The sequence below is a fragment of the Microbacterium sp. F51-2R genome (assembly GCF_052180235.1).
In the GTDB taxonomy this organism is placed as follows: domain Bacteria; phylum Actinomycetota; class Actinomycetes; order Actinomycetales; family Microbacteriaceae; genus Microbacterium.
The window spans coordinates 3,473,397-3,485,811 of sequence record NZ_CP197470.1 but is presented as its reverse complement, the minus strand read 5'-3'; the positions used below and the strand labels follow the sequence as shown (position 1 = coordinate 3,485,811).

Sequence of the window (12,415 nt, the reverse complement as noted above, 5' to 3'; positions counted from 1 at the left end):
GTCACGAGCTCCGACGGTCGCTGACGCGCTTCTTGATGAACAGGGGCGGCAGGAGCCACGTCGCCAGCGCCGTGACGAGCCACACGATCAGCGTGCCGACGATCCAGGCGACGGCGCCGTCGATGCCGATCCCGGCCGCGGGGATGAGCACCGCGATGAGCAACGCCACGAACGTCGAGAGCAGCCCGACACCGCCGATGAAGGCCTCGGCATGACGGCGGGTGACCCGCAGCAGCCACGGCGCGAGGATGCTCTGCAGCACGGCGAAGATCACGACGGCGAGGAGGATGCCCCACCAGTCGTTCCAGTGCAGGGAGAACCCGGGCAGGATGAGGTCGGCCGCGACGAGCCCGATGAAGGCGGACACGAGGAAGATCGCTGCGCGGATCAAGAACGTGATCACGCGTTCAGGCTAGCGAGCGCCGATGGCGCCGAACGGGCGTATCGCCCGCGGGTGGTGAGGCGCGGACGTCTAGGGCCGGAGGCGCCGAGCGCGGTCGGTCGTCGTAGCCGGACGCGGTCAGGCGTCGGCGCCGAGGGCCGCGAGCCGGGCCTCTTCGTCGGCCTGGATGGCCGACTCGATGATGGGTTGGAGGGCCCCGTCCATCACCTGGTCGAGGTTGTACGCCTTGTACCCGGTGCGGTGATCCGCGATGCGGTTCTCCGGGAAGTTGTACGTGCGGATGCGCTCCGACCGGTCCATGCCCCGGATCTGCGAGCGACGGGCATCGGATGCCGCGGCATCCAGTTCCTCCTGCTGCTTCGCGAGCAGCCGTGCACGCAGCACGCGCATGCCGGCCTCGCGGTTCTGCAGCTGCGACTTCTCGTTCTGCATCGAGACGACGATGCCTGTCGGCAGGTGCGTGATGCGCACGGCGGAGTCCGTCGTGTTGACGGACTGGCCGCCGGGACCGGACGAGCGGAAGACGTCGATCTTGAGGTCGTTGGGGTTGATCTCGATCTCGTCGGGCTCATCGACCTCGGGGAAGACGAGCACGCCGGTCGTCGAGGTGTGGATGCGCCCCTGGGACTCCGTCGCCGGCACGCGCTGCACGCGGTGCACGCCGCCCTCGTACTTGAGGTGCGCCCACACGCCCTGCGCCGGGTCGGACGAGGACCCCTTGATCGCGACCTGAACGTCCTTGTAGCCGCCGAGGTCGGACTCGTTGCGCTCGAGCAGCTCGGTCTTCCAGCCCTTGGAGGCGGCGTACTGCATGTACATCCGCAGCAGATCGGCCGCGAACAGCGCGGACTCCGCGCCGCCCTCGCCCTGCTTGATCTCCATGATGACGTCGCGGGCGTCGTCGGGGTCGCGCGGGATCAGCAGGCGCCGCAGCCTCTCCTGCGCCGTGGCGACCTGCTCCTCGAGCGCGGGCACCTCGTCGGCGAACGCCTCGTCCTCCTTGGCGAGCTCGCGGGCCGCTTCGAGGTCATCGGATGCCGCGACCCACGCGTCGTGGGCCGCGACGATCCGGGACAGCTCCGCGTACCGCCGGTTGACGCGCTTCGCACGGGCGGCGTCGGCGTGCACGGCGGGGTCGGAGAGCTCCTCCTGGACCGCTCGGTGCTCGTCGATCAGCGTCCGCACGGAGTCGAACATCGCGGGCTCGGTCACTCGGCATGCTCCACGCGAGGGTCAGCGGATGCTGTTCTCGTGCCCGTGGCTGTGGCCGCCGCCATGCGCGGGAGCCGGGATCGACTTCTGCATCTGCACGAGGAACTCGACGTTGGACTGCGTCTCTTTCAGCTTTCCGAGCACGACCTCGAGGGCCTGCTGCGGGTCGAGGCCCGCAAGCGCACGGCGCAGCTTCCAGGTGATCTTGACCTCGTCGGGCGAGAGCAGCATCTCTTCGCGACGCGTCGAGGACGCGTTGACGTCGACGGCCGGGAAGATGCGCTTGTCGGCGAGCTGGCGGTTCAGGCGCAGCTCGCTGTTGCCCGTGCCCTTGAACTCCTCGAAGATGACGTCGTCCATCTTGGACCCCGTCTCGACGAGCGCCGTCGCGAGGATCGTGAGCGATCCGCCGTTCTCGATGTTGCGCGCCGCGCCGAAGAAGCGCTTGGGCGGGTAGAGCGCCGACGCGTCGACGCCGCCCGTCAGGACGCGACCCGAGGTCGGTGCCGAGATGTTGTAGGCACGGCCGAGACGCGTGATCGAGTCGAGCAGCACGACGACGTCGCGGCCGAGCTCGACGAGGCGCTTCGCGCGCTCGATGGCGAGCTCGGCGACCGTCGTGTGGTCTTCGGCGGGACGGTCGAACGTCGAGGCGATGACCTCGCCGCGCACCGTGCGCTGCATGTCGGTGACCTCTTCAGGACGCTCGTCGACGAGCACGACCATGAGGTGGACCTCGGGGTTGTTGATCGCGATGGCGTTGGCGATCTGCTGGAGCACGATCGTCTTGCCGGCCTTCGGCGGGGCGACGATGAGGCCGCGCTGACCCTTGCCGATCGGTGCGACGAGGTCGATGATGCGCTGCGTCAGCTTCTCGGGGGCCGTCTCCAGGCGCAGGCGCTCCTGCGGGTAGAGGGGCGTGAGCTTGCCGAACTCGACGCGGGTGGCCGCATCGTCGACCGACAGGCCGTTGATCGAGTCGACCTTGACCAGCGCGTTGTACTTCTGGCGGCTGGACTGCTCGCCCTCGCGCGGCTGCTTGATCGCGCCGACGACGGCGTCGCCCTTGCGGAGGTTGTACTTCTTGACCTGGCCGAGCGAGACGTAGACGTCGCTCGTGCCGGGCAGGTAGCCGGTCGTGCGGACGAAGGCGTAGTTGTCGAGCACGTCGAGGATGCCCGCGATCGGGATGAGGACGTCGTCCTCGCCGATCTCGGTCTCGAACTCGTCGCCGCCACCGGTCGTCTGGCCGCGGCGCTTGTTGCGCTGACGGTTGCGGCCGGCGCCGCCCTGGCCCTGCTCGTCGTCCTGCTCGGCCGCCTGCGGCGCTGCGGGAGCCTTCTGCGGGGCCTGGTCCTGGCCGTTCTGGCCGCCCTGGGCGTTCTGACCGCCCTGGGCGTTCTGACCGCCCTGAGCGTTCTGACCGTTCTGGCCGTTCTGACCGCGGTTGCGGTTGCGGCTGCGCGAGCGGCTGCGCGAGCGAGAGGGGGTCTCGTCGCCGGACTGCTCGGGGGCGGATGCCTCGCCCTCGGCGCTCTGCGCCTCGTCGGCGGACTGCGCGTCGGCCGCATCGCCCTGCTCTGCCGTGGCCTCGGCGGGCTGCTCGGCGTCGGCGGGGGTCTCGGCGGCCTGGTCGCCCTCGGTGGGGACCTCGACCGGAGCCTCGGACGGCGCAGCGGCGTCGGCCTCGGCTGCAGCGGCCTCGGGCGAGGCGGCTGCCGTCTCGGCCTGAGCCTCGGCGGCGGCTGCAGCGGCCGCGTCGGCCTCGGCCTTCGTGCCGGTGCTCTTGGCGCGGCGCGGCGCGCGCTTGCGGGGCGCCTTCGCGGGCGCCTCGGCCGCAGCCTCGGGCTCGGCGGGCGCCTCGGCGGCCGGCGACTCGGGCTCGGCGGCGGGGGCTCCCGCCTCGGCGCCGTCGGCGACCGCAGCGGCAGCCTCGGCCTCAGGCTCAGCAGCCTCGTCGGCCGCAGCGTCGGGCTCGTCGGCCGGAGCCTCGGGCTCGGCAGCGGGCTCGGTGGTGTCGGCGACCGTGTCGCCGGCGATGGCGTCTTCCACGGCTTCGGGCGCTTCGGTGCGCTCCTCGGCAGACGTGTCGGCGCTATGGATCTCGGAGATGGACTCCACGAGTTCTCCCTTGTGAAACGAATGGAATATGCACGACGGCACGTCTCACCGCGCGCGGCGAGAAAACTGCCCGCGCGGGCCTGGGCGGACTGCTCAGAGAACCGGGTGGCCGCTGAGCGGTCGATCAGGCGGGGATGTGCCAGGGTTTCGCAGAATTGCGACGGAGGCCAGATTCACGTATTACGTGGAACCCTCCGCGTACTCCTTCACTGTACCACCCTTGAAGTCGACGGCGAGCATGAGCGCCTCCCAGGGAGTGTCGGTCACGCGGGCCGCCAGCTCGGCCGCTTCGAGGCGCTGACCGGGGCCGTCGGCGAGCACGAGGACGCTCGGCCCGGCACCCGATACGACGGCCGCGAAGCCGCCTGCGCGCAGCGCGCGCACGAGCGTGTCGGTGCCCGGCATGGCCTGTGCGCGGTAGTTCTGATGGAGCTTGTCCTCGGTCGCAGCGAGAAGCAGCTCGGGGCTCTGCGTGAGCGCGGCGATGAGCAGCGCCGAGCGCGACACGTTGAACACGGCGTCTTCGCGCGGCACCTGCAGCGGCTGGAGGCTGCGGGCGAGCTCGGTCGACATCGTGAACTCGGGCACGAGCACGAGCGGCGCGACACCGCGGTGCACGAGGAGCTTCTTGTGCTGCGGTCCCGTCTCGTCCATCCACGCGATCGTGAGACCCCCGAAGAGCGCGGGGGCGACGTTGTCGGGGTGGCCTTCGAGCTCCGTCGCGAGCGAGAGGAGGGTGTCGTCGCCGAACGTGACGTCGCCCTCGAGGAGACCCTTCGCGGCGAGGAGGCCCGAGACGACGGCGGCGCCGGACGAGCCCATGCCACGACCGTGCGGGATCGTGTTGCGTCCTTCGAGGCGGAGCCCCGGCATCCGTCGCCCGACGGCCTCGAACGCATACGCGATGGAGCGCACGACGAGGTGGGAGGCGTCGCGCGGCACGTCGTCGGCGCCCTCGCCCGTGACTTCGATCTCGATGCCGTCATACGGCAGCGCGGTCACGACGAGCTCGTCGTACACGCTCAGCGCGAGGCCGAGCGTGTCGAACCCGGGGCCGAGGTTGGCGCTGGTCGCGGGGACGCGCACGATGACGCTGCGCCCCGGCTGCACGGCCGCGGCTGCGTTCACTCGGTCGCCCCGACCGGGACGAGATCGAGGACGGATGCCACCTCCGACGTCGTCGCGTCGACGACGGTGGGCTCCACCGTCGTGCCGTCGGCGTTGCGCAGCGCCCACTGGGGGTCTTTCAGGCCGTGGCCGGTGACCGTGAGCACGACGCGCGCACCCTGCGGGATGATGCCGGCCTCGGCACGGTCGAGCAGTCCCGCGACGCTGATCGCCGAGGCGGGCTCGACGAAGATGCCGACCTCGCCCGCGAGGAGCTTCTGCGCGGCGAGGATGCGGTCGTCGTCGATCGCGCCGAAGTAGCCGTTCGTCGCCTCGCGGGCCTCGAGCGCGAGGTGCCACGAGGCCGGATTGCCGATGCGGATCGCGCTCGCGACCGTCTCGGGGTTCTTCACGATCTCACCGCGGACGAGGGGCGCCGAGCCCTCGGCCTGGAAGCCGAACATGCGCGGGACGCGCGTCGAGACGCCCGACTGGGCCTCTTCGGTGTAGCCGCGGGTGTACGCGGTGTAGTTGCCGGCGTTGCCGACCGGGATGAAGTGGAAGTCGGGGGCGTCGCCCAGCTGCTCGACGATCTCGTACGCGGCGGTCTTCTGCCCGTCGATGCGGTCGGGGTTGACCGAATTGACGAGGTGCACCGGGTAGCTGTCGGCGAGCTCGCGCGCGATCTCGAGGCAGTCGTCGAAGTTGCCGCGGATCTGGATGAGCCGGCCGTTGTGCGCGACCGCCTGGCTGAGCTTGCCCATCGCGATCTTGCCCTCGGGCACGAGCACGGCCGCCGTGATGCCGGCGTGCGCCGCGTAGGCGGCGGCGGAGGCCGACGTGTTGCCCGTCGAGGCGCAGATGACGGCCTTCGCGCCGTGCTCGATGGCACGCGAGACCGCGACCGTCATGCCGCGGTCCTTGAACGACCCGGTCGGGTTCATGCCCTCGAACTTGACCCAGACGTCGGCGCCCGTGCGCTGCGAGAGCGCGGGGGCGGGAAGGAGCGGCGTGCCGCCCTCGCCGAGGGTCACGACGGTCGAGGCATCGGTGACGCCCAGCCGGTCGCCGTACTCGCGGAGGACTCCGCGCCAGACGTGTGCTGCCATGTCGTTCAGTCTCCTTCTACACGCAGGACCGAGACGACGCGCTCCACGACGCCGCTCGCCGCGAGCCGGTCGACGGTCTCGCTGAGGTCCTGCTCCAGGGCTTTGTGGGTTCCGATGACCAGTCGTGCGACGCCGGGCTCGCCGTTCGCCTCGTGGATCACGGTCTGCTCGAGGGTCGCGATGGAGACGCGCCCCTCGCTGAGGATGCCCGCGATCGTCGCGAGCACGCCGGGCTCGTCGTCGACCTCGAGGGTGATCTGGTAGCTCGTCGTGACGCGGCCGATCTCGACGATCGGAAGGTTCGCGCGGGTGGACTCCCCCACCCCGACGCCGCCGGCGATGTGCCGGCGTGCCGCCGAGACGACGTCGCCGAGGACGGCCGAGGCGGTCTGGACACCGCCGGCGCCGGCGCCGTAGAACATGAGGTTGCCGGCGGCCTCGGCCTGCACGAACACGGCGTTGTTCGCGCCGTGAACGCTCGCGAGCGGGTGGTCGCGCCGGATGAGCGCGGGGTACACGCGGACGGAGATCGACTCCGAGGCATCCGTCCCGTCCGTCAGGCGCTCGCAGACGGCGAGGAGCTTGATGACGTAGCCCGCGTGGCGCGCGGCGTCCATCATCGCCTTGTCGATGCTCGTGATGCCCTCGCGGTGCACGCGCTCGAGCGGCACGGTCGTGTGGAAGGCGAGGCTCGCGAGGATCGCGGCCTTCTGCGCCGCGTCATAGCCCTCGACGTCGGAGGTCGGGTCGGCCTCGGCGTAGCCCAGGCGCTGCGCGTCGGCGAGCACGTCGGCGAAGTCGGCGCCCTCGGTGTCCATGCGGTCGAGGATGTAGTTCGTCGTGCCGTTGACGATGCCCATGATCCGCTGCACGCGGTCGCCCGCGAGCGAGTCGCGCAGCGGCCGGATGATCGGGATCGCGCCCGCGGCGGCGGCCTCGTAGTAGACCTGCGCGCCGACCTGGTCGGCGGCGTCGAAGATCTCGGGGCCGTGGGTGGCGAGGAGCGCCTTGTTGGCTGTCACGACGTCGGCGCCCGAGTTGATCGCCTGGAGGAGGTAGGTGCGCGCCGGCTCGATCCCGCCGATGAGCTCGATGACGATGTCGGAGCCCACGATGAGGGGCTCGGCGTCGGTCGTGAACAGCTCGCGGGGCAGGTCGACGTCTCGCGGCGCGTCGAGGTCGCGCACGGCGATGCCGACGAGCTCGAGGGTCGCGCCCGCGCGATCGGCGAGCTCCTGGCCGTGGCGCAGCAGCAGGGCGGCGACCTGGGAGCCGACGGCTCCGGCCCCGAGCAGCGCGACGCGCAGGCGGCGGTAGTCGGTCACTTCGTCTCGATCCCCTCGCTCAGTACAGGCATGTCGTTCCCTTCGGTGGGGGCGGTGAGACCCGCGTCGCGCGCGAGCAGGTCGTCGACCGTCTCGCCGCGCACGATGACGCGCGCCTCTCCCCCGCGCAGCGCCACGACGGGCGGGCGGGGGACGTAGTTGTAGTTGCTCGCGAGCGAGAAGCAGTACGCACCGGTCGCCGGGACGGCCAGCAGGTCGCCGGGCGCGACGTCGCCCGGGAGGTACTCGGCATCCACGACGATGTCGCCGGACTCGCAGTGCTTGCCGACGACGCGTGCGAGCGCCGGCTCGGCATCGCTCGTGCGCGACGCGACCCGCGCGGTGTACTGCGCGCCGTAGAGGGCGGGCCGGGCGTTGTCGCTCATGCCGCCGTCGACGCTCACGTAGAGACGCGTGAAGCTCTCGTCGACCTCGACGGGCTTGGTCGTTCCCACCTCGTACAGCGTCACCCCGGCCTTGCCGACGATGGCGCGGCCCGGTTCGAAGGCGAGATTCGGGATCGGGATGCCGCGCACGGCGCATTCCCGCGCCACCGCCTCGACGATGCCCGTCGCGAGCTCCTCGATGGGCGTGGGATCGTCTTCGGGCCGGTAGGCGATGCCGAAGCCGCCCCCGAGGTTGAGGACGGGGACGTCGCCGCCCTCGAGGAGTGCGGCGTGCAGCTCCACGACGCGCGCCGCCGACTCGCGGAAGCCGGCCGTGCCGAAGATCTGCGAGCCGATGTGGCAGTGCAGGCCCACGAAGGTCAGGCCGTCGAGCTCGCGGATGCGGGCGACGGCGGCCGCGGCATCCTGAAGCGTGAAACCGAACTTCTGGTCTTCGTGAGCGGTCGCGAGGAAGTCGTGCGTCTCGGCGTGCACGCCGCTGTTGACGCGGACGAGTACGGCCTGCTGCGCATCGCGGCGCTCGACGATGGCGGCCAGCCGCTCGAGCTCGATCCAGCTGTCGATGACGATGGAGCCGATGCCGACCGCGACGGCGCGCTCGAGCTCGGCGACGCTCTTGTTGTTGCCGTGAAAGCCGAGTCGCGAGGGGTCGGCTCCGGCGGCGAGGGCCACGGCGAGCTCGCCCCCCGTGCACACGTCGACGGCGAGGCCCTCGTCGGTGACCCAGTGCACGACCTCGGTCGAGAGGAAGGCCTTGCCGGCGTAGTAGACCCGCGCCTGCACGTCGTGAGCGGCCGCCGCCGTGCGGAAGGCCGCGAGCGTGCGCCGCGCGCGGGCGCGCACCTCGTCTTCGTCGAGGACGTACAGCGGCGTGCCGAAGCGCTCCCGCAGCGTGGTCGCGGGGATCCCGCCGAGGCGCAGCACGCCGTGCTCGTCACGGTCGGCGGCATCGGGCCACACGTTCGCCGCGAGGGCGTTCGCGTCATCCGGGACCGCGGGCCAGGGTGTGGCTCGGCTCTGCGGGGCGGCGGACACAGCGGGGACCAATCGGTGGGGGCTTCGGCGCGACGTCATCCGAGCCGGGCCGGATGACGGATGCCGCGGCCGGTGGACTCACGCGCCGGGCAGTCCTTGCAGTCTAGGGCACGGCGTATGCCGCACCCGGCGTGTGTCACCGGGCGCCCTGGCGCCGCGCGGATCAGGTCTGGCAGGTGCCGGGGGCCTGCAGCGCGGGGTCGCTCGCGATGCGCCCGTCGACGTCGAAGTCGGCCACGACCTCGTCGCCCTCCACGCTGACGTCGGTGAGGGTCATGCCCGCCGGGATGTACTGCGCGATGCACACCGTGTAGTCCTTGATGACGGCGTCGGCGAGGCCGCCGAAGCGCGACTTCAGGTCGTCGGCCGAGACATCCGCCCCCGCGACCTGCAGCCGCGTCGGAGTCAGCACGATGTCGCCGTCGGCGGCGGACGGGGTCAGCGACACCCCGACGGGCACGGTGATGCCGAGGAAGGTCAGCTCGGTCGAGGCGGTGACATCGGGCGCGGCGAGCTTGAGCGAGTCGACCGGGAAGTCCTGGACGCTCTCGAGGAGGGCCTTCAGCTGCGCCTCGGTGAGGCGCACCGTTCCCGTTGCCGACTCGGCGGTCGCCTCCCCGCGGAAGGCGATGCCCGTCGCGTGCACCGTGACGTCGCCGGTGAGCTGGTCGAAAGGCACGTCCTGCGACGAGACGGTGATGTCGTCGAAGGTCCCCGCGATGAGCTGCGGGATGACGGCGCCCTCGATCTGCACGTCGATCTGCTGATCGGCGGGCAGGGCGAGGTTCGTGACGATCTGGTCGCGGATCGTCTTCTCGACGATGCCGCGGGCGATGCTCTCGCCGATGAACCAGGCGGCGACGGCGAGGCCCGCCACGATGACCGCGGCGAGGATCCACGGCCATGCCCGATGGCGGCGGCGCGGCTGCGGCGACGTCGTCGTCCACTCCGGTAGCGGGCGGGTGGGCTGCGTGTCGCCGACGGTCATGTGCCTACATCCGTTCCGGGGCCTGGACGCCGAGCAGGTCCAGGCCGTTGCGCAGCACCTGACCCGTCGCGTCGTTGAGCCACCGCCGTGTGCGGTGGACGGTCTCGACGGGCTCGTCGCCCTGCGGGATCACGCGGCAGTTGTCGTACCACCGGTGGTAGAGACCGGCGAGTTCCTCGAGGTAGCGCGCGACGCGGTGGGGCTCGCGCAGCTCCGCCGCGAACGCGACGATCCGGGGGAACTCCTGCAGCGCGCCGAGGAGCGCCGACTCCGTCTCGTGGTCGAGGAGTTCGGGGGCGAACTCCGTGCGGTGCACGCCGGAGGCCTCCGCGTTGCGCGCGACATTGTGCGTGCGAGCGTGGGCGTACTGCACGTAGAAGACGGGGTTGTCGTTCGTGCGCTTGCGCAGCAGCTCGGGGTCGAGCGTCAGGGGCGAGTCGGCGGGGTACCGCGCGAGCGAGTATCGCAGCGCGTCGGTGCCGAGCCACTCGCGCAGGTCGTCCATCTCGATGATGTTGCCCGCGCGCTTGGACAGGCGGGCGCCGTTGATCGACACGAGCTGCCCGATGAGCACCTCGATGTCTTTCTCGGGGTCGTCGCCGGCCGCACCGGCGAGCGCCTTGAGACGGTGCACGTAGCCGTGGTGGTCGGCGCCGAGGAGGTAGATCTTGTGCGCGAAGCCGCGGTCGCCCTTGTTGAGGTAGTACGCGGCATCGGCGGCGAAGTAGGTGTACTCCCCGTTCGAACGACGGATGACGCGGTCCTTGTCGTCGCCGAAATCGGTCGTGCGCACCCAGACGGCGCCTTCTTCGTCGAAGACGTGGCCCTGCTCGCGGAGGCGGTCGACGGCCTCGTCCACGAGGCTCGGCTCGCCGTCCGAGCCCTTCGCGTGCAGCACGCGCTCCGAGAACCAGACGTCGAAGTGCACGTTGAACTGCTCGAGCGAGGACTGCAGCTCGGCGAGCTGCAACTCGTAGGCGAGATCGCGGGCGAGGACGACCTGCTCCTCGGGCGCGAGGTCGACGAGATCCGGGCGCTTCGCGCGGACGCGCCGCGCGAGCTCCTCGATGTAGGCGCCGGCGTAGCCGTCCTCGGGTCCGGGCTCGCCCTTGACGGCCGCGAGGACGGACCGGCCGAACCGCTCCATCTGCGCCCCGGCGTCGTTGATGTAGAACTCCCGCGCGACGGTGGCGCCGCTTGCGAGCAGGAGGCGCGCGATCGAGTCGCCCAGCGCCGCCCAGCGGGTGTGGCCGATGTGCAGGGGGCCCGTGGGGTTGGCGCTGACGAACTCGACGTTGATCGTGTTGCCGCGCTGGCTGTCGTTCGTGCCGAAGGCGGCTCCGGCCTCGACGATGGTCTTCGCGAGGGCGCCGGTGGCCGCGGCATCCAGCCGGATGTTGATGAAGCCCGGCCCCGCGACCTCGACGTTCGCCACTCCCGGGGTCTCGGCGAGCCTCTCGGCGATCTCGGCCGCGAACTCGCGCGGGTTCGCGCCCACGATCTTGGCGAGCTTGAGGGCCGCATTGGAGGCCCAGTCGCCGTGCTCGCGGTTCTTCGGGCGCTCCAGAGGAAGGTCTGCCGCAGTGATGCCCTGGCTCGAGCCGGGTCGACGCGCCTCCGCGAGGGGGACGATGACGGCGGCGAGAGCGGCGGAGAGGGCGTCAGGAGTCATAGCCGCACCAGTCTACGTTTCAGCAGCTGTGACCCCCGTCCGCGAGGTCAGCCCAGCTGGACGAGCGCGGCGGGGTCGTCGGCGGCCGGGTCGGCTGCGTCCTCGATCTGCGCGGGGGCGGCGAGGCCGTCGAGGGACGCGTCATCGGGCACCACCATCGCGTCGACCCGCATGCGGGTGAGACCCACGTAGCCGCCGTGGTAGCTGAGGAACGCGCAGTCCGCGGCATCGCGTCCGGTGGCGATCCGCACGAGAGCACGGCGGTTCGCGAGCCGCGTCGCGTCGATGACGTACCAGGCGCCGTCGTAGTAGGCCTCGGCCACGGCGTGGAAGTCCATGGGGCGAAGACCGGGCGCGAAGCACGCGGCGTAGCGGGCGGGCATGTCCATCGCGCGAAGGAGCGCGATGACGACGTGGGCGTAGTCACGGCACACCCCCTGACCGGTCATGAGGGTCGTCACGGCGCTGTCGGTGCCCTGGCTGAGGCCGGGGGTATAGGTCGTGCTCGAGGCGACGAAGTCGCTGACCGCGGCGATGAGGTCGTAGCCGTGCAGACCCTTGAACTGCCGCCGCGCCTGGGAGAACACCTCGTCGGACTGGCAGTACCGGCTCGGACGCAGGTAGGTGATGGCCTCGAGGTCGCTCGTGCGGCTCACCGCCATCTGCCCCTCGACGGTCGCCCGGTAGCGGATCTCGAGGCGTCCGGCCTCGCCCGTGAGGCGGTGCAGCCGGCTCCCGGACTGGTCGACGATCTCGGTCGGCGTGTAGACGCGATCGCCCTGCGTGAACGTCAATTCCTCGCTCACGACGGGCACCTGCTGGGCTGCGGTGATCTGCAGGATCAGGTCGACGGACGACCCCAGTTCGAGGTCGAGTTCAGCGGTCACGAGGCGTTGCACCGAAGTATCCTCGCACGCTCCGGAGGGTGCTCCTCCCGGCCCTCCACCGCCCCTGCCGGGCGACCGCGGCGAGCGCGGGCAGCGGGTGCCGAGCGGATGCCTCCGACCGGCGTCTTTCCGCGGGTTCCGCGTTGATG

10 protein-coding genes are annotated in these 12,415 nt (G+C 71.2%); all 10 read right to left on the bottom strand.

All coding sequences use genetic code 11. The features are described 5' to 3' along the window. Position 1: 1 nt before the first annotated feature. On the bottom strand, positions 2-403 hold the full coding sequence (locus tag ACSBPH_RS15245; RefSeq protein WP_442575164.1) for a hypothetical protein: 402 nt from the start codon (positions 401-403) through the stop codon (positions 2-4). A 117-nt stretch (positions 404-520) separates the two neighbouring features. Further along, positions 521-1,600, bottom strand: a complete 1,080-nt coding sequence (prfA, locus tag ACSBPH_RS15240; RefSeq protein ID WP_442577322.1) for a peptide chain release factor 1 — start codon at positions 1,598-1,600, stop codon at positions 521-523. 36 nt (positions 1,601-1,636) lie between these two features. Beyond that, a complete protein-coding gene (gene rho, locus ACSBPH_RS15235) occupies positions 1,637-3,736 on the bottom strand; it encodes a transcription termination factor Rho (RefSeq protein WP_442575163.1) in 2,100 nt (699 codons plus the stop codon). Between the two features lie 180 nt (positions 3,737-3,916). After that, positions 3,917-4,864 carry a homoserine kinase gene (gene thrB / locus ACSBPH_RS15230; RefSeq protein WP_442575162.1) on the bottom strand — a complete coding sequence of 316 codons (948 nt, stop codon included), beginning with the start codon at positions 4,862-4,864 and terminating at the stop codon, positions 3,917-3,919. After that, complete coding sequence (thrC, locus tag ACSBPH_RS15225; protein WP_442575161.1) at positions 4,861-5,952, bottom strand: threonine synthase; 1,092 nt, start codon at positions 5,950-5,952, stop codon at positions 4,861-4,863. Before thrC ends, thrB begins: the two co-directional genes overlap by 4 nt. Positions 5,953-5,957: 5 nt before the next feature. Beyond that, entirely contained in the window at positions 5,958-7,277 is a 1,320-nt protein-coding gene (locus tag ACSBPH_RS15220; RefSeq protein WP_442575160.1) for a homoserine dehydrogenase, read from the bottom strand. After that, positions 7,274-8,719 carry a diaminopimelate decarboxylase gene (lysA, locus tag ACSBPH_RS15215; RefSeq protein ID WP_442575159.1) on the bottom strand — a complete coding sequence of 482 codons (1,446 nt, stop codon included), beginning with the start codon at positions 8,717-8,719 and terminating at the stop codon, positions 7,274-7,276. Before lysA ends, ACSBPH_RS15220 begins: the two co-directional genes overlap by 4 nt. Before the next feature lie 163 nt (positions 8,720-8,882). After that, complete coding sequence (locus ACSBPH_RS15210) at positions 8,883-9,707, bottom strand: LmeA family phospholipid-binding protein (protein ID WP_442575158.1); 825 nt, start codon at positions 9,705-9,707, stop codon at positions 8,883-8,885. Between the two features lie 4 nt (positions 9,708-9,711). Further along, positions 9,712-11,379: an arginine--tRNA ligase gene (gene argS, locus ACSBPH_RS15205; protein WP_442575157.1), complete on the bottom strand. Its 1,668-nt coding sequence runs from the start codon at positions 11,377-11,379 to the stop codon at positions 9,712-9,714. A 47-nt stretch (positions 11,380-11,426) separates the two neighbouring features. Continuing rightward, positions 11,427-12,278, bottom strand: coding sequence for a transglutaminase-like domain-containing protein (locus tag ACSBPH_RS15200; protein ID WP_442575156.1), 852 nt, complete (start codon positions 12,276-12,278; stop codon positions 11,427-11,429). Between the last annotated feature and the right edge of the window lie 137 nt (positions 12,279-12,415).

What these genes read in the sequence shown, in the direction of transcription:
- prfA (WP_442577322.1), bottom strand. Translation starts at nt 1,600, where the DNA reads ATGTTCGACTCCGTGCGGACGCTGATCGACGAGCACCGAGCGGTCCAG.
- ACSBPH_RS15210 (WP_442575158.1), bottom strand. Translation starts at nt 9,707, where the DNA reads ATGACCGTCGGCGACACGCAGCCCACCCGCCCGCTACCGGAGTGGACG.
- thrC (WP_442575161.1), bottom strand. Translation starts at nt 5,952, where the DNA reads ATGGCAGCACACGTCTGGCGCGGAGTCCTCCGCGAGTACGGCGACCGG.
- argS (WP_442575157.1), bottom strand. Translation starts at nt 11,379, where the DNA reads ATGACTCCTGACGCCCTCTCCGCCGCTCTCGCCGCCGTCATCGTCCCC.